The sequence below is a fragment of the Sphingobacterium spiritivorum genome (genome assembly GCF_016725325.1).
In the GTDB taxonomy this organism is placed as follows: Bacteria; Bacteroidota; Bacteroidia; order Sphingobacteriales; family Sphingobacteriaceae; genus Sphingobacterium.
In genome coordinates, this window is the sequence record NZ_CP068083.1 from 3,307,155 (window position 1) to 3,332,829 (window position 25,675).

A 25,675-nucleotide genomic window follows, 5' to 3' on the forward strand; every position below is an offset into this window, starting at 1 on the left:
TATTTTTGTTAAATCACATCATATGATTACCAAAAACAAATTATGGGCGGTATTGCCGGCACTAGCTGTGCTTGGCTCCTGCCAATCCAACAACAGTACGTCTACATCTGAAGAGGTAAGAACTAATTTTTTCGATGTCAGCGGTATGGATACAACCATTAGTCCGGGAGACAATTTCTTCTTATATGCCAATGGAGGGTGGCTTAAGAAAACAGAAATTCCTGCTTCAGAAACAGGTTGGGGATCTTTCTATGTCCTGCAGGATGAGAATACAGCCAAACTGCATCTTATACTGGAAGAAGCTGCTAAAGCAAACAGCGCCAAAGGCTCAGATGCGCAAAAAGCCGGAGACTTCTATGCCAGCGGAATGGATACCCTGGCTATTGAAAAGCTGGGTACAAAGCCTGTTGAACCTTTGATCAGCAAGATCAATGCGCTGAAAGATATCAATGAACTGATTGCATTCAGTGCAGATGGTTTTAAAGAAGGAAACGGAGATCTGTTTCACTTTTATGTAGCTTCGGATGACAGGATTTCCAATAAAAATGCCGCTACTTTCGTGCAGGGAGGATTAAACCTTCCGCAGGCGAGCTATTATCTGGATAAGGATGAAAAGTCAAAAAAAATACTGGAATCCTATAAAGCCTATATTGTAAAATTATTTACGCTAAGCGGTGAAGAGAAATCGGCTCAGCAGTATGCGGATAATATTATAAAGCTGGAAACAGCTATCGCTAAGTCCCATCTCACCCCTGTAGAACTGAGGGATCCGGTAAAGAATTATAACAAATTTGCTGTAGCCGCTTTTCAAAAACAGACTCCAAACCTCAATTGGCAGGATATTTTGTCGCGTCTGTCTATTAAAACGGATACCTTACTCGTTCAGCAGCCTAAGTATTATGTAGCACTCAATACGCTTTTGAAGTCTGAGCCTTTAGAGGTATGGAAACAGAAACTAAAATTGGACGCACTTAATGATGCCGCAAGCGCATTGCCAAAAAGCTTCAGAGATGCCAAATTTGATTTCTTCGGTAAAGTACTTAACGGACAGAAAGAACAGAAGGAACGCTGGAAGCTAATGGTAAGTGCTGCTGATGAAAGTCTGGGTGAAATCGTTGGAAAACTGTATGCAGAGAAATACTTTAAGAAGGAAGCCAAAGAGCGTATGATGACCCTTGTGGATAACCTTCAGAAAGTTTACCGCACCCGTATTGAAAAGCTGGACTGGATGACTCCGGAAACTAAAAAGAAAGCTATCGAAAAACTGGAAGCATTTACAAAAAAGATTGGTTATCCGGATAAATGGAAAGATTACAGTGATGTAGAGATCAGCAAAGACACTTACTACGCTAATCTCCAATCTGCAGAACGCCATGCATACAAGGAAATGGTAAATAAGATGGGTAAGCCAGTAGACAAGACGGAATGGTTGATGACTCCGCCTACGGTGAATGCCTATTATAATCCGCCATATAATGAAATTGTTTTTCCTGCCGGAATTCTTCAATTTCCGTTTTTTGATTTCCATGCAGACGATGCTATCAATTACGGAGCCATCGGAGCAGTTATAGGTCATGAAATGACACATGGCTTTGATGATCAGGGAAGGCAGTACGATAAAGACGGTAATCTGAACGACTGGTGGACTAAAGCGGACGCAGACCAGTTTAATGTGAAAGCCAAAAAAGTAGCCGATCTGTACAGTGGATTTACATTACTGGACAACCAGCATGTCAACGGAGAGCTTACGCTGGGTGAAAACCTTGCAGACATCGGTGGTCTGAGTATTGCATTTGATGCTTTCAAGCTGACTAAACAAGGGCAAACTACTGATAAAATAGATGGCTTTACGCCTGATCAGCGCTTCTTCCTGGCATTTGCACAGGTATGGCGAATTAAAACACGTGACGAAACAATGCGTCTCCGTCTGAAAATGGATCCACATAGTCCTGAAGAATTCAGAGTAAACGGTCCGCTGTACAATATGGAAGCTTTTTATAAAGCCTTTGATATACAGCCAAATGCCAAGAGTTATGTGTTGCCTGAGAACAGAGTAAGAGTGTGGTAGAGAAATTTTAATAAAAGATGTTTGAAAATTGGGAAAAAGTTTATACTTTTGCCCTTCATTAAATAGAAACATAAATAATTTATTAACAATGTACGCAATAGTAAATATAGCAGGACAGCAATTCAAGGTTGTAAAAGACCAGTATCTTTTTGTGCACCGTTTACAAGGAGATGAAGGCGCTAGTATTGAATTTGACAATGTATTGTTAGCAGAAAATGAAGGTAAATTCTCAATTGGTACGCCAAGTGTAGAAGGAGCTAAGATTTCAGCTAAAATTTTGTCTCATTTGAAAGGTGAAAAAGTGATCGTTTTCAAGAAAAAACGCCGTAAAGGTTACAAAAAGAAAAACGGACACCGTCAACAGTTCACTAAGATCTTGATCACAGATATTACATTATAATTGAATTTTTAATCAGACATTAGTCTTAAATTAAGATAAAGAAATGGCACATAAAAAAGGTGCGGGTAGTTCGAAGAACGGCCGTGAGTCACATAGTAAACGTTTAGGTATCAAAATTTTTGGTGGTCAGGCTGCTATCGCTGGTAACATTATCGTTCGCCAACGCGGTACTCAACACAACCCTGATTTGAACGTAGGTATTGGTAAAGACCATACATTGTTTGCTTTAGTAGATGGAAAAGTAGTTTTCCGTAAAAAAGCAAATAACAAATCTTATGTTTCTGTAATTCCTGCAGAAGAGAAAGCATAAGGCTTCGCCTAAAATCATTAAAAAGCCTTTCGGAATTCCGAAAGGCTTTTTTTTGTGCGTTATGATAAGAAACAGACGTTCTGTTTTAACTTCTAACATTCGTGGTGATGATGGTATTCTTGATTTTACTTTTCAAGGAGAGCGTTCTCAGCACTCCTGCATAAAGAACCATTCATAGTCCGTTTGTGTACAAAGAAATAAGTGCTGTAGTGATACAATATATAGTGATGAGCCATGAGAGATCTTCCTTACAGATATTTACTCTGCTGTGAAATCCAATGAATGAATGATGCAATCTAAGCCGTACTTATAGTAAGATTAAACAGAAATGCAGTTGCCTGTTGACGTATTGCGGTTTTATTGCTTTCCGCAGATCTGATATCCGGAGGAAGCTGTCAGACTATATTGCTTCCAGAAGCTGTTTCTCGTGCAATTCGTAGTATTCTCCACCCATAGCCATCAGTTCCCCATGTGAACCCTGTTCCACAATGCGTCCCTGATCCAGTACAAGGATATGATCCGCATTTTTGATAGTTGAGATACGGTGCGCAATAAAAATAGAAGATTTTCCTTTCATAATGCGGCTCAGATTGTTCAGTATCTGCTCTTCTGTCTTGGTGTCAACTGCTGAGAGACAATCATCAAAAATCAGAATTTTGGGTTCTTTTACTAATGCCCGGGCTATGGAGACACGTTGTTTCTGGCCTCCGGATAAGGTAATACCCCGTTCACCTATTGAGGTTTCAAATCCCTCTTCAAAAGCGATGATATTATCGTATACAGCAGCATCCTTAGCGGCCTGTTCGACCTGATCTGTTGTAAATGTATCAAGGCCAAAAGCGATGTTGTTGGCAATCGTATCTGAAAATAAAAAGACTTCCTGTGGTACGTAACCGATCTGTGAACGCAGATTTTCAAAATCGAACGCCCTGATATCCGTTCCGTCATAAGTAATGGTTCCCGCATCGGTATCAAACATACGCATCAACAGGTTTGCCAGAGTAGATTTGCCCGAACCGGTTTTACCAATGATGGCCAGCGTCTTACCGGCAGAGAGCGTAAAAGAAACATTGTCTATGGCTTTGATACCTGTCTCCGGAAACGTAAAGCTGATATTTTTAACAGTTATATCTCCTGCCAGTGTTTTTTCAACCGGACCTTGTTTAATATGAGACTCTGTCTTTAGAAATTCATTGATCCTTTTTTGAGATGCTGCTGCACGTTGTACCAGTGAAGTTACCCAGGCTAAAGACATAGCGGGGAAGGTAAGCTGGTTGACATAAATAATAAATTCAGCAATATTACCCGCCGTAATAGTTCCTTTATTTACTTCCAGTCCGCCTATATATACAGTAATAATGGTACTTAATCCGATCAGAAATACAATCAAAGGAAAGAAGATGGCCTGAATCCTTACCAAAGCCAGAGAAGTGTCTCTGTACACATTACTTTCCTTCGCAAAAGATTTCATTTTATCCTGCTCACGGTTATACGTCTTAATTACCCGTATACCTGAAAAAGTCTCCTGTACAAAAGAAGAGAGCTGGGATAATTGTCTTTGAATCCGTTCACTGCGGCGATTGATAACTTTATTAATGACAAGGATAATAACAGATAAAATCGGTATGGGCAACAAGGAATAGGTCGCTAATGTAGGGTTGACATCATACATGGCGTAGATAATCATGATGGATAGCACAACCGTATTGATCGCATACATAATGCCGGGGCCGAGGTAGTTTCTTACCTGATTGACATCTTCCGTAGCCCGGTTCATAAGGTCTCCGGTATTGTTTCTTCTGAAAAATGCAAAATCGAGCTTTTGATAATGCTGGTATATTTCATTTTTGAGATCGTACTCAATATGTCTGGACGTTAGAATCAACGTTTGGCGCATCATAAAAAGGAAAATACCTCTTAGTATAGCAAGGATCAGTACAATACAACCGAAAAATAAAAGACTGCTGCCGAATACCTGATAGACAATCTCCTGTCTGTCAAAACCTTCGTACAGACGAAACAGATCAATATTTTCTTTGACGAGATCAAAGGCTACACGAATCACTTTTGCCGGCAGGATACCGAAGTAATTCGAAATAATAACAAACAAAGTTCCCGGAATAAGTTTCCAGCGATATTTGTAAAAATATTTATTGAGGTAAGCGAGCTCCTTCATAGTTCAGGAACAAAAATACAGTATTATTCAATAAACTTGGCGAACCTATAGTTTTATTACTGTCATTAATTAATACAACGCATTTATTTGGCTTTTTTATCCAGTGGAGTGTAATTATTTTTCTACTTTTGTAAAAGTTGATTTTAACTATATTTAAGAGTTATCTGTTATGCAAAATAGTAATGCGTCGCTATTTGAAATGATGGGTCAGTTTGGCCATCAAAATTTATTGTTCTGTAATGATGAGGCAGTCGGTCTGAAAGCTATCGTGGCTATCCATGATACCACCCTTGGACCAGCGATAGGCGGAGTTAGAATGCTTCCTTACAATACGACTGAAGAAGCCATAGAAGATGCGCTTCGTTTGTCAAAAGCGATCACTTACAAAGCTGCTGTAGCTGGCCTGAACCTCGGCGGAGGAAGTGCCATTATCATTGGTAATCACCGTACAGACAAGACTGAGATCCTGTTGAGAAGACTGGGGCAGTTTGTCGAAGGACTGAATGGTAACTTTATCGCATCTATCGATGTTGGTACTACTCAAAAAGATCTGGAATATATTCACACCGAAACAAACTATGTAGCAGGTCTTCCGGAATCATTGAACGGGGGAGGAGATACAACAATTTTTGCTGCAAGAGGAGTTTTTTACGGAATCAAAGCGGCTATAAAAGAGCTTTACGGTGACGATAGTCTTGCTGGCCGTAAGGTAGCTGTACAGGGAGTCGGTAGTGTGGGTGAGCATTTGGTGGCTATGCTGAGAAACGAAAATGCCCGTGTGTATGTCAGTGATATGACTGAAGAACGCAAAATGAAAATTGCGGCAAAGTATAAAGCAGAACCTATCACTGATTCTACAAGTTTTGAAATGGATGTGGATGTCTATGCACCATGTGCATTAGGCGGTACTGTCAATACAGAAACTGTTCCGCGTATGCGTTGTAAGATAATTGCAGGATCCGCAAATAATCAGCTGAAAAACGAGCAGGAAACGACTCGTATGCTGAAAGAGCATGATATCTTGTATGTGCCGGATTTTCTGATCAATTCAGGAGCTTTGATCAGCTGTTATTCGGAGTTAGAAGGATATGGTTCGGAGCGTACTGAATCATTGATCCGTAATATATATACTATCACCAGAGAGGTGATTCAAAAATCAAGAGAAGAAAGTATAACTACGCTGGTCGCTGCAAATCAGATTGCCGAGCAACGTATCGCTGATGTAAAGAAAATCAAGCGTTAGTGTTTTCTGAAAATTTACAATCGTTCTTATATTAAAAATCGTTCTTTATAAATTATGTTAAATAGAAGACACCTACGGGTGAAAGTGATGCAGACATTGTATGCATACAGTTTGTCATCGGACAAGCAGGTCAAAAATTATGAAAAGGCACTTTTAAAAAGTGTGGATGAGGTGTATGAAATGTACATCTGGACGCTTAATCTTTTGGATGAGGTTTCCGAGTATGTACTTATCGATGCCGAAGGCCGTGCGAATAAATTCTTGCCTACAGAAAAGGATTTGTCACTGACAACACGACTGAACAACAATACGTTCATCGAATCCTTGAGACAAAACAGAGATTATCTGGAAGGTGTCAAGAAGTATAGAGTGGACTGGAGTTTTGACCCTGAGATTGTACGCTCTATCTTTGCTCAGCTCAAGGAATCGGATATCTATCTGGAATATCTGCAGTCGGAAGACCGTTCTATTGCTACTGAAAAAGATATTATCAAACATATCTTTAAGAAGATTATTCTGAAGTCGCCTAATATTGAGCAGACCTTTGAGGATAAATTCATCAACTGGCCGGTTGACAAAGAAGTACTGCAGGCTTTGATCGCCAAGACTTTTAAAAATTTCAGCAGTGAGATTCCACAACAGAATAAACTGGCAGAATTGACACAAAACTGGCTTGATGACAGAGAGTTTGTGTTGGATCTGCTGGCAAATACAATCCGTTACGGAGAAGAATATCAAAGTCTGATCGCTGCTAAAACCAAAAACTGGGAAGCTGATCGTATAGCATTGCTGGATACTATTCTGATGCGTATGGCGATCTGTGAACTGATCAATTTTTCGTCTATTCCGGTGAAAGTAACCATCAATGAATACATAGAATTGTCAAAAGTTTTCAGTACACTGAAAAGTAATACATTTATTAATGGTATCTTAGACAAAATATTGGCTGATCTGAACCAGCAGGGAAGGATCCGTAAACAAGGTCGTGGATTAAAAGATTAATACAAATGAAAATTAACAAATTAGCTTTTGCAGGTATATTGTCAATGGCTTGTCTGGTAAGCGCCTGTGGTAACAGTACTAAAACAAACGTTGCAAAAGCAGCACAGGGTGATAGTGTTGCCGGAGATACAACGCAGCAAAAGGGACAGGAAGCATTGGGTAAAATTGAATTTGAAGAAACCGCATTCGACTTTGGTCAGGTTAAAGAAGGGGAAATCGTGCAGCATACATTTACATTTACCAATGTAGGTGAGGCTCCGGTTATTCTTTCTGAGGTAAATGCATCCTGTGGATGTACTACACCTAACTACTCCAAGTCACCTGTATTGCCGGGTAAGAAAGGTGAAGTAAAAGTTGCCTTTGACAGTAAAGGGCAGGTTGGAAAACAGCAGAAGATCGTGACAGTCATGTCTAATGCAACCAACGGTATCTCTACAGTACAGTTAAGAGGTGAAGTGCAAAAAGCTAATTAATTTTAGAACAGAAATAAAAATAAATAACACACAAAAATGATAAGTACAATATTCTTACAAGCCGGTGGATCAGGCGGTGGTTTTATGACATTCCTTCCAATGATTTTAATCATCGTGGTTTTCTATTTCTTTATGATCAGACCACAGATGAAGAAACAAAAAGATCACAAGAAATATATTGAAGAGTTAGGTGTCAATACTAAAGTCGTAACTACTGCTGGTATTCATGGACGTATCGTGGAAGTAAGCGAAACTACTTTCCTTGTTGATGTAGGTTCAGGAGTTAAGATCCGTTTTGATAAATCAGCAATTGCATTGGATGCTTCCAAAGCAGCTAATGATGCTAATAAAGATAAATAAGAAGTCACGAAAGTGTTCTTTGATGAGGAAGCCGCTAAATATTAATTTGGCGGCTTTTTTGTGAAGAATACTGTTCATCTTCTGATCAAAGGTGAAAAATGCTTAAGTTTGTGACATATGGCTTTAAGACGTTTTAATAAATCCCAAAAAAGAAAAATTTCCATCTTCTTAAGATGTATTCTGATTTCTTTTATTGCGTGGACTTTATTTGCCATCTCCAATAAATACGTTTATTCTATGAAGGCCGGAATTCAGTACGTGAATCTTCCGGACAATAAAGCCTTTCATCCGCTTCAGTCTGACACGGTCAGTCTCAAGGTCGAAATGAGTGGCTGGAAACTGCTGCTTTCACGTTTCAGACAGGACACGGCTAATATTCAGGTAGATCTTAGCGGACTGAAAAATCGCAACTGGATCGTGTTCTCGAATCAGATTGGTTTTATCAACAGGCAATTTCCAAATGATAAGCATGTGGTATCTGTAAGTCCGGATACCTTATATTTCGATTTTTCTAAACAAACACAGCGCAAGGTGCCGATTAAAGCGGTATACAGTGTGGATTTTGCGAAGCAGTACGGTATTATCGGTGATACCAGAAGTTTGCCTGAATACGTCACGATAACAGGCCCCCTGGAAGATGTGGCTAATATTGAGTCCTGGGAAACCGACACTATCCGGGGAACGGGAATCAATGCTGATATCCGTACAATGGCGTATCTGGATCGTAATCAAAAAGCAAATATCAATGTATATCCTGCCTATGCGGAAGTGACCATCCCGGTGGGAGAGCTGACAGAGAAAGTAATGGAACTTCCGATCAAGGTCGAAAATGCCGAAAAGTATACTTCCGTAAGAACATTACCTACCAAGGTTAAAGTAATTATCCTTGTCTCTCTTAAAGACTATAATAAATGGACGCAACGGGACTTTGAAGCTGTGGTAGATATAGAAGACTGGGAAGAAAACAGAGTTCCTAACCTTCCTGTCATTCTGACCAAGATACCGCCTTATTGTAAGGTCGTGAGTGTAGAACCTCAGAATGTAGACTTTTTCATTCGTAAATAAATAGTCCTGCTACAGGAATAGTAAAACATAACAAACAAGCAGATTAAGATAGTGATATGGGATTGAAAATAGGAATCACAGGAGGTATCGGTGCCGGTAAGAGTATTATCTGTAATATTTTTAAAGTATTGGGAGTACCGGTTTACAATGCTGACCAGGAAGCTAAAGATATTATGATCAAAAGCGAAGAGGTAAAGGCTGCCTTGAAAGAGACTTTTGGAAATGAAACCTATTTTGAAGACGGTTCTTTAAACAGAGCTTTTCTCTCTTCAACAGTATTTGGAGATGAGGCTCAGTTGAAACTACTGAACGGTATTGTGCATCCTGCTGTGATTCGTGCAGGGGAGGAGTGGTCGGAAAAGCAGACAGCTGCATATTCTTTAAAAGAAGCTGCCTTGCTTTTTGAAACAGGTTCTTACCGTCAGCTTGATTATACCATACTGGTTACAGCTCCCGAAGATATCCGTATAGCCCGTGTCGTTGCCCGTGATCATACCGATGAGGCAAAAGTAAGGGACCGAATAAGTAAGCAGATGAGTGACAAAGAAAAATCTGAACTAACAGATTTTATCGTAATCAACGATGGCATACAGCCTCTTTTACCACAGGTACTGCATTTGCATCAACAATTTTTAACATTTTAAATTCAAATTATGCCCGATATACTGGCCGATTTTTTAGTTCGGAGACCAGAAGGATATTATTGCCGTTACGGAGATTTTTATATTGACGCTTTAGAGCCTGTACGTATAGACGTAGTGTCACATGCACATGGTGATCATGCGACCAAAGGACATGCGCAGATTATAGCTACTGAAGCTACGGCAGCTTTTATGCAATACCGATACAGTAAGCAACCTCTGCATACTTTTCTTGTAAAAAGATTTGAAGAATCGTTTAACATTGCTGAAGTCGTACTGACCTTTATCCCTGCTGGGCATATTCTGGGCTCTGCACAGATACTGATGGAGTATAAAGGTATTCGTTACCTCTACACAGGAGATTATAAAATCGATTCAGATCCTACATGTGAACGTTTACATATTGTAAAAGCTGATGTGCTGATTACGGAAAGTACCTTTGCCAATCCGGAAGTGAGTCATCCGGATGCAGTGGCGGAGATTCTGAAGCTCAAGGATCGTCCTTTTAATATTTTATTGGGGTGTTATGCTCTGGGTAAAGCACAGCGGATTACAGCACTCTTAAATCAGCATTGTCCTGAAAGGCATGTACTCGTGCATCATAATATATTGCCCTTTCATCGCATCTACGATCAGTTGGGTAATTTCCCTATGAAGTATGAGCCTTACAACAGGCAGGTCATGAAACAGGGGGAGCCTGATAAGGTTTATTTAGTGCCTCCGATGACTTTTAACAGCTATTTCAGAGCCACTAAGGTGCAACGGGCATTTGCTTCAGGATGGAAGCGTTTGCAGCAGCATAATGATATAGAGTTGTATATTTCGGATCATGTAGACTGGCAGGATATTCTGGATTATGTAGATCAGGTGCAGCCCCGTCAGATATGGACGATACACGGAGACGGCAGACTACTTAAAGAATATTACGGAGCTAATCTGGATGTCAGGGATATTCTTTAAGATTAGTCAATCAATCCTTCATCCAGCAAATGTCTGAAGATGATCTCATCTACAGCTGAACACTTTTTTGCATCTGTGGAGGACATAAAAGAGAGCTCTTCTATTTCACTCATAGGCGATAATTCCCCTTCAAACAAGGCGGAATAACAAGTCATCCGGACTATTTTCCCTTCAGGATGGCTGTCGGCCTGTGCTTTGAAAATGCCACAAAACCGGATAGAAGAAGGGATGATGTCAACATCAAGCTCTTCTTTTATTTCCCGTATAAGTGTTGCGGTATCATCCTCTCCGGTTTCACGTTTACCTCCTGGAATATAATATTTGTCTTTTCCTTTTGAACGTGCGGTCAGAATCCTGCGATCCTGAATATATATCAGGGCAACTTTGTCTATTTCTGTCATGTAAGGGTGAAGTTAAGAAAAGAATGTGGGAAATACTGGGTTCGAACCAGTGACCCCTACCTTGTCGAGGTAGTGCTCTAAACCAGCTGAGCTAATTTCCCAATTGGAACATTTTAAAAAAAGCTCCGGACAGTTCCGAAGCTTTTCAGGTGTGGTGCCAGCTGGATTCGAACCAGCGACACAAGGATTTTCAGTCCTTTGCTCTACCAACTGAGCTATGGCACCTTACCAAGATTTTTATTTGAATCTGTTTCTTGTCAGATTTTAAGGTGGTGCCAGCTGGATTCGAACCAGCGACACAAGGATTTTCAGTCCTTTGCTCTACCAACTGAGCTATGGCACCTTTTGCAGCAGAGAATAATTTTTCTTTGCGTTGCAAATGTATGTTCTTTTTTTGAATTCCGAAACTTTTCGGTTCAATTATTTTACATATAATCGACAAAGCATTGATTTTGATTAAGATAAAATTACACCAAATAAACACGCTGCAATTGAAATAAGCCTTATCTTTGCACTTCAATACGTTAAAATGAGTAAAAGAGGAAGAGTACTAGTAGCAATGAGCGGTGGAGTGGATAGTTCGGTCGCAGCCGTAATGCTCCACGAACAAGGATATGAAGTAATAGGGATCACGATGAAGACCTGGGATTATGCATCTTCAGGCGGTTCATCCAAGGAGACAGGTTGCTGCAGTCTGGATAGTATCAATGATGCACGTGCACTGGCTGTAAACTATGGATTTCCACATTTTATATTAGACATCCGGGATGAATTCGGAGATTATGTAATCGACAATTTTGTAGATGAATATATTGCAGGTCGCACGCCAAATCCGTGTGTATTGTGTAATACACATATCAAGTGGGAAGCGCTGATCAAGCGTGCAAATAAACTGGACTGCGAATTTATCGCTACCGGACATTATGCTAATATCCGCCTGCATGAAAACGGGCGTCATGTGATATCTAAAGGGAGAGACGAGAATAAGGATCAATCCTATGTATTGTGGGGAGTGACACAGGAGAATCTGGCACGTACTCAGTTTCCGTTGGGAAGTTTTACTAAAAAGGAAATCCGTCAGATGGCTGCGGATATGGGACAAATGGAACTGGCGAATAAGTCAGAGAGCTATGAGATCTGTTTTGTGCCGGATAACGACTACAGAGCATTTCTAAGACATAAAATGCCTGATCTGGATGAAAAGGTAGGTCCGGGTAATTTTATCCTTTCTGACGGTACCGTTGTAGGACAGCATATCGGTTATCCGTATTTTACAATCGGACAGCGTAAAGGTCTGGGAATAGCATTGGGAAAACCAATGTTTGTGATTGAGATCTTACCTGAAAGTAACTCTGTGATGCTCGGAGAAGAGCATGAACTGGAAAGAGCGGAGGCTTATGTTCGTAATATTAATCTGGTAAAATATGCCAGTCTTTCCGAGCCTATGGAAGCTGTGACAAAAATACGCTACAAGGATTCCGGTGCATTGTCTACTATTACGCAACAGGGTGATATTATGAAAGTGAATTTTGAACATCATGTAAAAGGAATCGCTCCCGGACAATCAGCCGTATTTTATGAAGGAAACGATCTGATCGGTGGCGGATTTTTAATGAAATAATATGTACAGAAGGAAAAGAGGTTGTCCGATAGTGTTGCAACATCCTGTTCTGCCGAAAAGCGGAAGGGACGGTAACATGAGTTTTGGCGACCTCTCTTTTTTTTATTAGTTACTTTCTTCAGTAACTGCAACAATAACATATCGAAAATAAAGCCATATAGCTGATCCTATAACTATTGGCACATGAGCTCGCTTCCCCTCCGGGTCTATTCCTCCCTTACAATCGTTGTGGGTACTCAATAATCACTGTTTATGGAATTTTTATCTTTCCTGCATCTATAGTACAGATGATGAGGAAGTCGAAGGAAATCAAGTTATTCGGATTTATTGTGGTGATGTTGTGCTTCATCATCTATTATTCCTTCTTTAATTAAAAAAGGTCATGGTGTGATACCATGACCTTTTCTGTTGTATAAGGTGTAAACCTATCGAAGATTACGATAATTTACCTACTTCTTGTACAAGATCTACGATTTTGTTTGAGTAACCCCACTCATTATCGTACCATGCTACAACTTTTACAAAGTTGTCGTTAAGAGAGATACCAGCTTTTGCATCGAAGATAGAAGTACGTGCGTCACCTAAGAAATCAGTAGAAACTACTTCATCTTCTGTATAACCCAGAATACCTTTCAATTCGCCTTCTGAAGCATCTTTCATTGCTTTTTTGATTTCTTCATAAGAAGCGCCTTTTTCCAGACGTACTGTTAAGTCTACTACAGATACATCAGCAGTAGGAACACGAAGAGACATACCTGTCAATTTACCTTTCAGAGAAGGTAATACAAGACCTACAGCTTTAGCAGCACCAGTTGAAGAAGGGATGATGTTCTGATAAGCACCACGTCCGCCTCTCCAGTCTTTTGCTGAAGGACCGTCTACCGTTTTTTGAGTTGCTGTAACCGCGTGAACAGTAGTCATCAGACCTTCCAGAATTCCAAAATTGTCATGCAATACTTTTGCTACAGGAGCTAAACAGTTAGTTGTACATGATGCATTAGAAACGATATGTTGATCAGCTTTTAATTCTTTGTGGTTTACACCCATTACAAAAGTAGGAGTGTCGTCTTTTGCCGGAGCAGACATAACAACTTTTTTAGCACCAGCATCAATGTGTTTCTGTGCCGATTCCTGAGTAAGGAAAAGACCTGTAGATTCGATGATCACTTCAGCGCCTACTTCATTCCATTTCAGGTTAGCCGGATCTTTTTCTGCAGTGACACGGATAGTTTTTCCGTTTACAACAAGGTTACCGTCTTTTACTTCAACAGTTCCGTCAAATTTACCATGAGTTGAATCGTATTTCAACATATATGCCATATAATCTGGCTCTACCAGGTCATTGATACCTACTACTTCTACATCTTGGCGATTGATCGCAGCTCTGAATGCTAAGCGGCCAATACGACCAAATCCGTTGATTCCAATTTTCATCTTTTTAATTTTTATTGAGATTTAAATAATATTTTACTAAGTTGTGAATGGGTTCCTTAATGATTGTTCCGATTTCCAGACCAAATTCATTTTCGCCTATATCTCTCAGCCAATCTGCATAATGTGTTGCTACAGATCCGGTAAAGTTGATCTTGTGATCCGGATAGCGCTCGCTTAACGGTACAAGATAGGTGTCGCAATACAAGAACAGGCCTTCTTTTATAATAGTAGACAAATAAGGTTCATCTTTGTTTTCCTGTACGAAATCAGCAAAAGAGGTCAGGAAAATGTTGGGATTGGGATGGTTATAGACTTTTTCAAGGATGATTTTCCGGTCCAGATTGTAACGGGATAATAGCTTTTCCCGGATATCTACCGGCATAGTGCCGCTTAGAAAATCTTTTAACAGCTGTCTTCCTATCCAGTTTGTCGAACCTTCATCTGCCAGAATATAGCCCATTCCGAAATTGTTCTTCAGTATTTTCCTGCCGTTATAGTATGCTGCATTAGATCCGGACCCCAGTATACCGATGATTCCTTTTTCATCTCCGAAAGTCGAGATAGCAGAGGCCAGTACATCATGATTGACTTTTACCTTTGCATTTTTGAAGAAAGATTCGAATACCTTTTTGATTTTGGATTGTCTCTCCAGAGACGATGCACCCGCACCGAAAAAATAAATGCGCTTTATTTTTTCTGCATAATTAATCAGGTTCGTATTCTTATTCAGGAGTTGGGTAATAAATCTTTCATCCTGAATATAAGAATTGATTCCTGTGGTTCTGAAACCACTGACCACACGGCTCTTATCGGCCAATCGCCAATCCGCATACCTTGATCCACTAAAAACGACTGCAATCATATTGCTTATAGATAATATGTCTAGATCGCCATGATCTGGGAGATCTCTAACATATCGTTACTTAATTTAAATTCCTTGTTATTGAGGGCTTCTTCCAGAGGAGTCAGGATAATTTCATTTCCTCTCAGGCCTACCGTCATTCTGGTTTTTCCCTGAAGGAGGTGCTTTACAGCTGCATATCCCATTCTACTCGCCAGTACGCGGTCAAAACTACTTGGAGAACCCCCTCTTTGTAAATGCCCTAATATACTAACTTTTGTGTCATAATAATCAAATTTTTCTTTGACCCGCTTTGCTACATTGTATGCACCGCCATTTTTATCCCCTTCGGCTACGATAACGATAGTTGAAGTTTTTTGTTTAAAGGCTGCACGTTCCAGCAGATCAATCAGCTCGTCTATAGCTGTTTCTTTCTCCGGCAGCATGATGGCCTCGGCTCCTCCGGCAATACCGGCATTAAGCGCGATGCATCCTGAATCACGGCCCATTACTTCTATAAAAAACAGGCGGCCATGAGAAGCTGCAGTGTCACGAATTTTATCTATAGCATCAATAACTGTATTTGTAGCGGTATCGTATCCTAATGTATAGTCCGATCCATACAGATCATTATCAATCGTGCCGGGTATACACATAACCGGGATGTCATATTCTCTGGAGAAAAAATCTGCTCCTGTGAATGTGCCGTCACCGCCGATGGCGACTAAACCATCTATGCCCTGTGCTTTTAGGTTTTCATAAGCTTTGGCTCTTCCTTCCGGAGTTCTGAACTCCATACATCTTGCCGTTTTGAGGATGGTTCCGCCTTTTTGGATAATATTGCTCACTGAGCGGCTGTTCATTTCGATAAATGTACCATCCAGCATACCCTGATAGCCATGGTATATGCCGGTCACTTTCTTCCCTTCGTAGACAGCTGTACGTACGACTGCACGAATGCAGGCGTTCATGCCCGGTGCGTCTCCTCCGGATGTAAAAACTCCTATATTTGATATTGTATTCACGTGTTTATTTCTTTAATCAGGTTTCACGAATATACAGTGTATTTTTTACACTATTAAATTTTTTGATTATTTTTTTTGTTACTTTGCTATATTTAACGGATACTTGTGTATAAGGCATGTGTAAATTCATGCAGGTCTAGCTTTTAGAAGTCTTAAACTAATAAATTATTGAGCATTGTTTACAAATTTCACCATTGATTGCGTCATATTTGGCTTCCATGACGGTTATTTAAAAGTTTTATTGACAGAAAGAAATGAATATCCTTTCAAGGATTGGTGGGCTCTTCCTGGTTTTTTCGTAAACAATGACGAAGAAATGGAGGATGCCGTCAAGCGTATCCTGTATGAAAATACAGGGTTGAAAGATATTTATATGGAGCAACTGGCCGCATTAGCCGGATTAAAACGTCATCCGCAGGGAAGGATTCTGACTGTTGCCTATTTTGCCCTTATGCAACTGGATCATGCCAAGATCAAAGTAAAACCGGTGACATCTTATATGCGACAAGCCAATTGGTTTTCTGTACATGAACTTCCTGACCTGGCTTTTGACCATAAACAAATTATAGAGCTCAGCCTGGAAAAATTAAAACGCAAAATCGGATACAGTCCGGTAGCTTTTGAATTATTACCTGAAAAATTTACCCTTACCCAATTACAACTCGTTTACGAAGCTATCCTTGGAAAGAAGCTTGACAAACGTAATTTTAGAAAAAAAATGCTCAATTACGGCTTCCTGAAGGAACTCTCTGAATTTCAGAAAGGTGTGTCGTATCGGGCCGCCCGATTATATAAACTCGATAAACGCAAATTCCATAAAGCATTTTCGCATGAAGATTAATTATTTCTTTCACAAGGGATAATTGTCATCTTAAAGTCTTTTTTTACTACTTTTTTCAAGATTATATCTCTGGAATTTGATTTCTGTTGCTCTTTTTTTACTTTTGACCCTGATTTGTAAAAAGTCAAAAATAAAAAAATGGATAATACACAAAAGAAGAAAAACCAGATTGTTAAAGCCGCTCTCAAACGCTTTGCTCATTTCGGTATTCCGAAAACTACCATGAGTGAGATAGCAGATGATGTGCATTTGACAAAAGCTAATCTTTATTACTATTTTCCTGATAAAATTTCCCTGATCAAAGATTCTATTCTGGCTATAGTGGCTGAAATGGATGTTGTGGAACGGGATGCTATGAATACCGAAAAAGGAGGGGTACTGGTACTGTTAAACAGATTACTGGATATACGGGCCTTTTTCGTAAAGAAATATTACATGTTCTACATATTTGAAAATGTAGACTGGATCAAAGATCCGAGTATTTCATTAGAGATAGATTCTCTTATTCAGCAGGATGAAGATCAATATTGTCAAATCTTTGAAAAGGCTAAGGAACAGGGTGAATTGGCCGATCTGGATCCACGTTATCTGGCCAAAAATTACAGCGATACTATGCGGGGACTAGGATTGATGGGAAATGTGACCAATATTATACAGGGATATCCGAGTATTGATAATCTGGATGATATCCTGGAAAGACAGAAAGAGGTCACTGAGATTATGTTCTACGGCATGCGCAAAAAATAGAGAAGACAATCACTATGTACACACTAAATATAAATATGAATAGAATAAGCAAATTGTTAATGGTCCTGCTGAGCTTCGGAATCTTCGGTTCTGCACATGCTCAGGAAGAACTGACACTCAAAGAGGCCATACAGTATGCGCTTCAGAATAAAGCTGATGCTAAAAAATCAAAACTGGATGTAATCAATGCAGAAAATAAGATCAGCGAAGTGCGTTCTAATGCTTTACCTCAAATTAACCTGAGTGCAGGTTTGACCTACAATCCGATTATACAGAAAATTGCTCTTCCGGATTTTACAGGACAGACAGGCGGAACGACATTAGTCGAGATGGGCCAGAAATGGCAGGCGACTCCAACTGTTTCACTGACTCAGCAGATCTTTAATCAATCGGTATTTACAGGTTTGAAAGCAGCAAGTACAACCCGTGCTTTCTATCAGATCAATCATGAAATGACGGAAGAACAGTTGATCGAGCGTGTAGCAAACAGTTACTACGATGTATATCAGGCAAAAATGCAACTGGAAACCATAGAGAGCAATCTCAAAAGTACCCGGAAAACACGTGATGTCATCTTTGGTTCATATTCAAACGGACTGGCTAAAAAAATAGATCTGGACCGTACAGATGTAGCAGTTAACAATCTGGAATCGTCCAAATTACAAAAGATGAATGAAATCCAGCTGAAAGAGAATGCACTGAAATTTGTGATCGGTATGGATGTCAATAAAGATATTCAGATGCCAAAAAGTACATTTAATATAGATCTTAAAATCGCTAATCTGGATACAGCACAACTGGATAACAGAACGGAGATAAAATTGCTGGCTACACAAAGAGAACTGAATGTATTCAATAAAAAATCAATTGAAGCTCAGTATTATCCGACTTTATCTCTACAGGCAAGCTATGGATATGCCGGTTTCGGACAGAAATTTCCATTGGTTAACAACAATGGGGTATGGGCGAATTTTGCTTCCATCGGTGTGAATCTTTCCTTCCCTATATTCAACGGATTCTCGACACGCTCTAAAGTAAGACAGGCACAGATCGATATCGATAAGCTGGATGTGGATATTTCGGATAAAAAACTAAGTCTGATGACCGATGCGAATAATGCACAGAAGCAATTAAAAAACAGCCTTCTGAATATCAATATGCAACAGGCAAATATGGAACTTGCAAAAGAGGTCCTGTCTAATGTCGAGAATAACTATAAAAATGGTTTGGCTACATTAACAGATCTTTTGGATGCAGAAAAAGCATATGCTGAAGCTCAAAACAATCATTCTACAGCTTTGTTGAACTACAAAGTTGCTGAAATACAAATTATTAAATCAAACGGGAATTTAAAATCACTTATCAACGAATAATTAACCACAGATGAAACGGACAATCATAACCATCGTAATTATAGTAGCAGCACTGGCTGGTATTATGTTTATTTTGAATAAGAATAAAGAAAAGAATAAAGCGGAAACTGAAATCGTAGCACAACAGAATGCAGCGGTAGCTGTACGTATTGATACTGTTGCTGTTCGCGAAATGAATGCCCAGTATATTTCTAATGGTACATTTATGCCATTTAAAGAGATGAGATTATCTGCCGAAACACCGGGTAGAGTGAAAACTGTACTGGTTGATGAAGGTGATTTTGTGACCGCAGGACAAGTACTTGCAACTGTAGTAGGAGACAAGCTGAATGTGAATACACAGAATGCACAGGCTTCCTATAATACGTCTAAAGCAGATTATGAACGATACAAAAATGCTTTTCAGACAGGAGGTGTGACACAGCAACAATTGGATCAGGCCAAATTAAAAATGGAAAGTGATCTGAATAACCTGAAAAGTGCGCAGCTGAATGCTTCTGATGCAACGGTAAGAGCAGGGATCAGCGGAACAATCAACGAACGTAAAATCGAACCGGGTACTTATGTATCTCCCGGTACTGAAATGTTCTCACTGGTGAATGTCGGTACGTTGAAACTAAGAGTGAATGTTGACGAGAAGAATGTTGTAAAGCTTAAAGTTGGTCAGAATATCAAAATTACAGCAAGTGTATATCCGGACAAATCTTTCGAAGGAAAGATTACCTTCATTGCTCCTAAAGCAGACGGAAGTCTTAATTTCCCTGTGGAGATCGAGGTAAAAAACAATCCTAACAATGAACTTCGTGCAGGTATGTACGGTACTGCAGTATTTGGTGCAGATCAGTTATTACCGGTACTTACTGTCCCTAGAACAGCATTCGTTGGGAGTGTAAGTTCCAATCAGATATTTGTCAATGAAAATAATAAAGCAGTCCTTAAGACGATCACTTCCGGACGCAATTTCGGTGACTATGTAGAAGTGCTGGACGGACTTTCTGCAGGTCAGATCGTGATTACAAGTGGACAAATCAACTTGCTGAACAATACGCCGATCAGCATTATTAAATAATTGTTTGAAACAAAAGATATTTCATGAAAATTTCAGAAATCTCGATAAAGCGCCCCAGTATAATCATCGTACTGTTTATTATACTTACGCTGGGTGGTTTGTTTAGTTATAAGCTGTTAAGCTACGAGTTGATTCCTAAGTTTGAGGTCAACGTTATTACAGTACAGACGGTGTATCCGGGAGCCTCACCTTCTGAGGTAGAGAATACGGTATCCAAGAAAATTGAGGATGCGATATCTTCCCTGGAAAACGTAAAACGTGTAGAGACAAAGTCATATGAGAGTTTATCATTAGTCATGATTACCCTTAATGATAATGCAGATGCCAACTACGCATTGAATGATGCGCAACGTAAGATAAATGCTATCCTTAAAGATTTACCGGATGATGTGGATCCACCTTCTCTGGTTAAATTTTCACTGGATGACATGCCTATCATGAATCTTTCCGTGACCAGTAAATTGTCTGAGAAAGAACTTTACGATCTTCTGGATAAGAAAATACAGCCTATCTTCTCCCGTATCACCGGGGTTGCACAGGTAGATATGATCGGTGGACAGGAGCGTGAAATCAAAGTAACGCTAGATCCTAAGAAAATGGAAGGTTACGGATTGAGTATCGCTCAGGTACAGCAGGATATCTTATCATCCAATCTGGATTTCCCTACTGGTAATGTCAAGACCAGAAGTAGTCAGATCCTGATCAGGCTGTCCGGTAAATACAGATCTATTGAGGATATGCGTAATCTGCCTATAACGGCTAAAACAGCCGGTAGCGGAGGACAATCTCTGGACATTCCGATCCGACTTGGTGATATTGCAGATATCGAAGACGGTCAGAAAGAGGTTGAAAAGATCGCTCGTCTGGATCAGCAGAACACCATTCTGATGCAGGTCAAAAAACAATCTGATGCCAATGCAGTAGAGGTGAGTAAGCTTGTAAAAGCAACAATTGAAACGGTACAGAAGGATTATGCTGAACAGGGTATTAAAGTACTGGTGGCGAATGATACATCTGAATATACGCTGAAAGCGGCTAATAACGTTTTGTTTGACCTCTTCCTGGCGATTGTACTGGTTGGTGTGATCATGTTATTCTTCCTGCACAGTTTACGGGATGCGGCAGTCGTCATGGTAGCGATTCCATTGTCACTGATTGCTACATTTATCGGTATCTATCTGATGGGCTATACGCTCAACCTGATGAGTCTTCTGGGACTCAGTCTCGTGGTTGGTATTCTTGTGGATGATGCGATCGTAGTTGTGGAGAATATTCACCGGCATATGGAGATGGGTAAGAGTAAAATCAGAGCGGCGTATGACGGAGCGGCGGAGATCGGATTTACAGTAACAGCGATTACAATGGTAATCGTGGTGGTATTCCTTCCTATTGCAATGGCAAGTGGTCTGGTTGCTAATATCCTGGCTCAGTTCTGTGTGACGGTTATTATTGCGACAGGATTATCTTTATTGGTATCATTCACCGTAGTGCCATGGTTATACTCCCGCTTTGGTAAATTAGAACATATCAATCCGCATACTTTCTTTGGTAAGATCATACACGGTTTTGAAGCTGGTCTGACAGCTTTTACACACAGTATTTCGGATTTGTTGAAATGGTGTATCGATTCCCGCAAAAATAAGGTAATTACCCTGTTTATTGTATTGATCGTCTTTGTCGCATCTTTAGGTCTGGTGGGTGCCGGATATATAGGTGGAGAGTTTTTCCCGTCTTCGGATAAAGGAGAATTTTTGGTGCAGTTGGAACTAAATAAGGATGCTTCTATCGAATCTTCCAACTTTATGACTCAGCGTGCTGAAGCTTATATCTCTAAATTTAAGGAAGTAAAACGTACGATTACGACTGTCGGACAATCGAGTGATGGTATGGGAGGAACTACCGGTACGAAATACAAGGCCGAGATCCATGTCATTCTGATAGACCAGAAGGAACGAACCGAGAGTACGAAAGTCTTTGGTGCCAAACTGAAGAGAGGACTTGAAAAAGAACTTGTCGGCTCTAAAGTGAAAACAGTAACCGTTGGTATGATGGGAGCTGAACAGGCACCTATCACAATGACTGTTATCGGTTCGGATATGAAAGATGCTCTTGAATTTGCAAATAAAGCGGCTGATCAGTTGCGTAAGATCGAGGGGGCTACAGAGGTCAAGCTGACATCTGAAGATGGTAACCCGGAGATCAATGTGCAGGTAGACCGCGATAAGATGAATTCACTGGGTCTGGGACTTTCTACAGTAGGTATGGCCATGCAGACTGCCTTCAGTGGTAACACAGATGGTAAATTCAGAGCAGGAGAGTATGAGTACGATATTAACATCCGTTTTGGAGAAGAAGACCGTAAGAATATTGAAGACGTAAGAAACCTGTTGTTTATCAATAATATGGGGCAGAAAATACGTCTGGAGCAATTTGCAACGATCAGTTACAGTTCAGGTCCGACCTTATTGGAACGTCGTGACAAATCTCCTTCTGTATCTATACAGGCGCAGGTTATCGGACGTCCTTCCGGTACTATTGCAACGGAATGGGAAGCACAATTTAAAGAGTTGCCGCGTAAACCAGGAGTGAGTTATATGTGGGGTGGTGATATGGAAAACCAGCAGGAAGGTTTCGGTACATTAGGATTTGCGTTGTTAGCATCTATTATCCTTGTCTACCTGGTGATGGTGTCTCTGTATGACAGTTTTGTCACACCATTTATCGTTATTTTCTCTGTACCGTTGTCTTTTATCGGAGCATTACTGTTAATGGCTCTTACCGATACGTCTCTGAATATCTTTACGATTCTGGGGATTATCATGTTGATTGGTCTGGTATGTAAAAATGCGATTCTATTGGTCGATTTTGCCAATATGCGTAAAGACGCCGGTGACAATACACATGATGCATTAGTCGCGGCCAACCATGCCCGTCTCCGTCCGATCCTGATGACTACTATTGCGATGGTATTCGGTATGGTGCCGATTGCGATAGCTACAGGTGAGGGTGCAGATATGAACAGAGGTCTTGCGATCGTAATTATCGGAGGGTTACTTTCCTCCTTATTCCTGACACTGGTAATTGTACCGGTTGTCTATTCGATATTCGACAGTTTACAGAAACGCTTTGGTCAGCATGAGAAGCTTGATTATGAAGCTTTAATGAAAGCTGACTACGAGCCGAATAAGGATTATGTAGACGAGATGTCTGTCAAACACTAGAATACCTTTATTTTACAATTTGTTTATATAAGCCATTCCGGATTCCGGAATGGCTTTTTTGTTATGGAAAAAATCTGCGATAATACAACCGGATTGATTCGCTTACAAAATGCTAAATATGATATTACCCGGGTACCGGTTAATCTGAACTGATTTTTCCGTGAAGGTTTTTAATTCTTGTTCTTTTGTCAATTTATTTAACAGTTAACTAACAGAGGTATAATCTATTACGGTTTTATTTTTGAATATTATAATGGGTGTAAAAAATTTCTTTTGATTTAAAATATTTCATATATTAGGGCTGTTAATCTTTGTTATTGGAATTGCAGATCAATTTTTAATTTTCTCCTGAAAGGTGTTTACAGGGATTACTATTTTCTTGTAAAAGACTGGAAATGCTATAGTAGTGAAATTCTCAGATTCGTTAAAAATCAATTAAAAATGAAAAGAATCATTTGTCTTGCGCTGTTAGGTGTGGCCATAAATGGGGTACATAGTCAGCAGCAATTAAGTATGGAGGACAGTCGTAGTATTCCATCGGTACCTCAACATTATAATTCAAAGCTCAAAGGTAGTTTTAAGTATAATTACATCTTAGGGTTAAACGATCCGAGTCTTTTTTCAACCGTTTTAGGATTACGTGCATGGATGGATGACACAGGCGGAAAAGGGCATGAAATAGCTTTTACTGATAATAATCTTTATATAAGGTCCGGATATGATAGCGGCTGGGAAGGCTGGCGGAAAATTCTTACGACAGATGCTAATGGCTATGTCGGAATCGGAACAAATAATCCACAAACATTTTTGACTTTGAAAAATCAAACAAATGATAAAGACTATATTTCAATTATAAGAACTGATGATAGCCCCAATATGGATATAATTTCTTCCTATAATGGATCGGATGATATTCAGTCAGGATCTTTTGCTTATGGAGTCAGACCTGTAGATGATGCATGGCAGATATGGAATAGAACGACTGGTATTAGTTGGGTTAATCTGGTTTCTGTCAAGGCAAACGGGAACGTAGGAATTGGTACAGCTACTCCGCAGGATAAATTAGCTGTCAACGGTAATATCCGTGCCAGAGAAATCAAAGTGGAGACTAATAACTGGCCGGATTATGTATTTGAAGAAGATTATAAACTGAAGTCTCTGGCTGAATTGGAAACTTTTATCAAAGCCAACAAGCACCTTCCGGATATCCCTTCTGCTAAAAAGATAGAAGAGGATGGACTGTCAGTAGGAGAGATGAACAAACTTATGATGAAAAAGATAGAAGAGCTGACTTTACATCTGATTGAGAAAGACAAGCAGCTGCAACAACAGGACACATTTCAACAAACACTTTTACAGGATGTAAATATGCTGAAAGAAAAAGTAAATCAGCAGGCTAACGAAATTAACCAACTAAAGAATAAATGATAATGAAAAGATTTGCCGGACTTTTAATCGCCTTAAGCTTATTTCCAATACTCGTATGGTCACAGAGCAGAAATGATGCTGGGCTGCGTGGTGATGCCGGAGCCGTTTCCGGATTTTTTGATGCAAATATCCCTGTTAATTTTCCAAGTGTAGCCAGTGAATGGTGGCATCTGCTGGATGTCAGGCACTCAAATCCTAATAACAACTTTGCCATGCAGTTTTCGGGAAGTTTTTTTGACCAGCATTTATACTTCCGGAAAACAAATAATAATCCGGCTACCCCCTGGAGTCGGGTATTGCTGGAGACGAATGGTAAAGTCGGAATAGGTACTGATGACCCGCAGCAAAAGCTGGATGTAAAAGGGCATATCTCTGCAGAAGGTACATTAATATCTACTGTTTCTGATCCAAATATAGGAGGCACTATTTTACTTAGCAATCCTGCAAAAACAGCTAATGGTGCAGCCATGTACTGGAGAATATATAACATGGCTGGTGCATATGGTAATAGTCTGCAGTTCTGGGCATATGACGCAACAGGATGTAATTCAGGAGGCCTCTGTGCCAACAGGTTTACCATTATGGATAACGGGAATGTTGGAATTGGTATTACTACTCCGCAGGATAAACTAGCTGTCAACGGTAATATCCGTGCCAGAGAAATCAAAGTGGAGACTAACAACTGGCCGGACTATGTATTTGAAGAAGATTATAAACTAACCCCTCTGGCTGAAGTAGAAACTTTTATCAAAGCGAATAAGCATCTTCCGGATATCCCTTCTGCTAAAAAGATAGAAGAGGATGGACTGTCTCTAGGAGAAATGAACAAACTTATGATGAAAAAGATAGAAGAACTCACTTTACATCTGATAGAGAAAGACAAGCAGCTGCAGACACAACAGGAAGAGCTGAATACGTTAAAGATGCAATTCAGAGCTATTCAAAATAAATAGATCTTTAAAATTTCAATACAAAA

At 39.9% G+C, this 25,675-nt stretch carries 23 protein-coding genes and 3 tRNA genes; 18 read left to right on the top strand and 8 right to left on the bottom strand.

Annotation, left to right across the window (positions count from 1 at the left end; all coding sequences use genetic code 11):
* Positions 1-22: 22 nt before the first annotated feature.
* The 3 genes from I6J02_RS13815 to rpmA all read left to right on the top strand — a co-directional run bounded on the left by I6J02_RS13815 (position 23) and on the right by rpmA (position 2,778).
* Complete coding sequence (locus I6J02_RS13815) at positions 23-2,068, top strand: M13 family metallopeptidase (protein ID WP_201678456.1); 2,046 nt, start codon at positions 23-25, stop codon at positions 2,066-2,068.
* Between the two features lie 88 nt (positions 2,069-2,156).
* The gene (gene rplU / locus I6J02_RS13820) at positions 2,157-2,468 is read left to right on the top strand and encodes a 50S ribosomal protein L21 (protein WP_201678457.1); all 312 of its coding nucleotides are present in this window, start codon (positions 2,157-2,159) and stop codon (positions 2,466-2,468) included.
* A 43-nt stretch (positions 2,469-2,511) separates the two neighbouring features.
* The gene (rpmA, locus tag I6J02_RS13825; RefSeq protein WP_201678458.1) at positions 2,512-2,778 is read left to right on the top strand and encodes a 50S ribosomal protein L27; all 267 of its coding nucleotides are present in this window, start codon (positions 2,512-2,514) and stop codon (positions 2,776-2,778) included.
* Between the two features lie 400 nt (positions 2,779-3,178).
* Here the strand turns inward: rpmA and I6J02_RS13830 are convergent, their stop codons facing one another.
* Positions 3,179-4,954: an ABC transporter ATP-binding protein gene (locus I6J02_RS13830; protein ID WP_201678459.1), complete on the bottom strand. Its 1,776-nt coding sequence runs from the start codon at positions 4,952-4,954 to the stop codon at positions 3,179-3,181.
* A 169-nt stretch (positions 4,955-5,123) separates the two neighbouring features.
* On the opposite strand from I6J02_RS13830, the gene I6J02_RS13835 reads away from it, so the two are divergent.
* From I6J02_RS13835 to I6J02_RS13865, 7 genes are all read left to right on the top strand, one after another.
* The gene (locus I6J02_RS13835; protein ID WP_115169363.1) at positions 5,124-6,197 is read left to right on the top strand and encodes a Glu/Leu/Phe/Val family dehydrogenase; all 1,074 of its coding nucleotides are present in this window, start codon (positions 5,124-5,126) and stop codon (positions 6,195-6,197) included.
* A gap of 54 nt (positions 6,198-6,251) precedes the next feature.
* The gene (nusB, locus tag I6J02_RS13840; RefSeq protein ID WP_201678460.1) at positions 6,252-7,199 is read left to right on the top strand and encodes a transcription antitermination factor NusB; all 948 of its coding nucleotides are present in this window, start codon (positions 6,252-6,254) and stop codon (positions 7,197-7,199) included.
* Between the two features lie 5 nt (positions 7,200-7,204).
* Positions 7,205-7,672 (top strand): DUF1573 domain-containing protein, encoded by a 468-nt coding sequence (locus tag I6J02_RS13845; protein ID WP_201678461.1) that lies wholly within the window; start codon positions 7,205-7,207, stop codon positions 7,670-7,672.
* Positions 7,673-7,708: 36 nt separating this feature from the next.
* The gene (gene yajC, locus I6J02_RS13850) at positions 7,709-8,032 is read left to right on the top strand and encodes a preprotein translocase subunit YajC (protein ID WP_201678462.1); all 324 of its coding nucleotides are present in this window, start codon (positions 7,709-7,711) and stop codon (positions 8,030-8,032) included.
* A 237-nt stretch (positions 8,033-8,269) separates the two neighbouring features.
* Positions 8,270-9,097: a hypothetical protein gene (locus I6J02_RS13855; protein WP_236581898.1), complete on the top strand. Its 828-nt coding sequence runs from the start codon at positions 8,270-8,272 to the stop codon at positions 9,095-9,097.
* 56 nt (positions 9,098-9,153) lie between these two features.
* Positions 9,154-9,741 carry a dephospho-CoA kinase gene (gene coaE, locus I6J02_RS13860; protein WP_201678464.1) on the top strand — a complete coding sequence of 196 codons (588 nt, stop codon included), beginning with the start codon at positions 9,154-9,156 and terminating at the stop codon, positions 9,739-9,741.
* A 9-nt stretch (positions 9,742-9,750) separates the two neighbouring features.
* Positions 9,751-10,698: an MBL fold metallo-hydrolase gene (locus I6J02_RS13865; RefSeq protein ID WP_201678465.1), complete on the top strand. Its 948-nt coding sequence runs from the start codon at positions 9,751-9,753 to the stop codon at positions 10,696-10,698.
* 2 nt (positions 10,699-10,700) lie between these two features.
* On the opposite strand, the gene I6J02_RS13870 is transcribed toward I6J02_RS13865, so the two are convergent.
* The 4 genes from I6J02_RS13870 to I6J02_RS13885 form a co-directional block, all read right to left on the bottom strand.
* The gene (locus I6J02_RS13870) at positions 10,701-11,099 is read right to left on the bottom strand and encodes an NUDIX hydrolase (protein ID WP_201678466.1); all 399 of its coding nucleotides are present in this window, start codon (positions 11,097-11,099) and stop codon (positions 10,701-10,703) included.
* Between the two features lie 26 nt (positions 11,100-11,125).
* Positions 11,126-11,200 (bottom strand) — tRNA-Val (locus I6J02_RS13875).
* Between the two features lie 51 nt (positions 11,201-11,251).
* A tRNA-Phe gene (locus I6J02_RS13880) sits at positions 11,252-11,324 on the bottom strand.
* A gap of 45 nt (positions 11,325-11,369) precedes the next feature.
* Positions 11,370-11,442 (bottom strand) — tRNA-Phe (locus I6J02_RS13885).
* A gap of 186 nt (positions 11,443-11,628) precedes the next feature.
* Here I6J02_RS13885 and mnmA point away from each other — a divergent pair.
* The gene (gene mnmA / locus I6J02_RS13890; protein ID WP_201678467.1) at positions 11,629-12,720 is read left to right on the top strand and encodes a tRNA 2-thiouridine(34) synthase MnmA; all 1,092 of its coding nucleotides are present in this window, start codon (positions 11,629-11,631) and stop codon (positions 12,718-12,720) included.
* Between the two features lie 435 nt (positions 12,721-13,155).
* Here mnmA and gap read toward each other — a convergent pair whose 3' ends face one another.
* Genes gap through pfkA form a run of 3 tightly spaced genes read right to left on the bottom strand, consistent with a single transcriptional unit; the run spans position 13,156 to position 16,020 of the window.
* Entirely contained in the window at positions 13,156-14,154 is a 999-nt protein-coding gene (gene gap / locus I6J02_RS13895) for a type I glyceraldehyde-3-phosphate dehydrogenase (protein ID WP_003004380.1), read from the bottom strand.
* Between the two features lie 4 nt (positions 14,155-14,158).
* Positions 14,159-15,016 carry a hypothetical protein gene (locus I6J02_RS13900; RefSeq protein ID WP_002998724.1) on the bottom strand — a complete coding sequence of 286 codons (858 nt, stop codon included), beginning with the start codon at positions 15,014-15,016 and terminating at the stop codon, positions 14,159-14,161.
* A gap of 20 nt (positions 15,017-15,036) precedes the next feature.
* Positions 15,037-16,020 (bottom strand): 6-phosphofructokinase, encoded by a 984-nt coding sequence (pfkA, locus tag I6J02_RS13905; protein WP_201678468.1) that lies wholly within the window; start codon positions 16,018-16,020, stop codon positions 15,037-15,039.
* A 175-nt stretch (positions 16,021-16,195) separates the two neighbouring features.
* Between pfkA and I6J02_RS13910 the strand changes: the two genes are divergently transcribed.
* The 7 genes from I6J02_RS13910 to I6J02_RS13940 all read left to right on the top strand — a co-directional run bounded on the left by I6J02_RS13910 (position 16,196) and on the right by I6J02_RS13940 (position 25,652).
* Positions 16,196-16,861, top strand: a complete 666-nt coding sequence (locus I6J02_RS13910; RefSeq protein ID WP_002998718.1) for an NUDIX hydrolase — start codon at positions 16,196-16,198, stop codon at positions 16,859-16,861.
* A gap of 138 nt (positions 16,862-16,999) precedes the next feature.
* Complete coding sequence (locus tag I6J02_RS13915; protein ID WP_201678469.1) at positions 17,000-17,608, top strand: TetR/AcrR family transcriptional regulator; 609 nt, start codon at positions 17,000-17,002, stop codon at positions 17,606-17,608.
* A gap of 35 nt (positions 17,609-17,643) precedes the next feature.
* A complete protein-coding gene (locus I6J02_RS13920) occupies positions 17,644-18,981 on the top strand; it encodes a TolC family protein (RefSeq protein WP_236581899.1) in 1,338 nt (445 codons plus the stop codon).
* Between the two features lie 10 nt (positions 18,982-18,991).
* Positions 18,992-20,050, top strand: coding sequence for an efflux RND transporter periplasmic adaptor subunit (locus I6J02_RS13925; RefSeq protein ID WP_201678471.1), 1,059 nt, complete (start codon positions 18,992-18,994; stop codon positions 20,048-20,050).
* Between the two features lie 23 nt (positions 20,051-20,073).
* Complete coding sequence (locus I6J02_RS13930; RefSeq protein ID WP_201678472.1) at positions 20,074-23,271, top strand: efflux RND transporter permease subunit; 3,198 nt, start codon at positions 20,074-20,076, stop codon at positions 23,269-23,271.
* A 441-nt stretch (positions 23,272-23,712) separates the two neighbouring features.
* Positions 23,713-24,699 (top strand): hypothetical protein, encoded by a 987-nt coding sequence (locus I6J02_RS13935; protein WP_201678473.1) that lies wholly within the window; start codon positions 23,713-23,715, stop codon positions 24,697-24,699.
* A gap of 2 nt (positions 24,700-24,701) precedes the next feature.
* The gene (locus tag I6J02_RS13940) at positions 24,702-25,652 is read left to right on the top strand and encodes a hypothetical protein (RefSeq protein ID WP_201678474.1); all 951 of its coding nucleotides are present in this window, start codon (positions 24,702-24,704) and stop codon (positions 25,650-25,652) included.
* Positions 25,653-25,675: the final 23 nt, after the last annotated feature.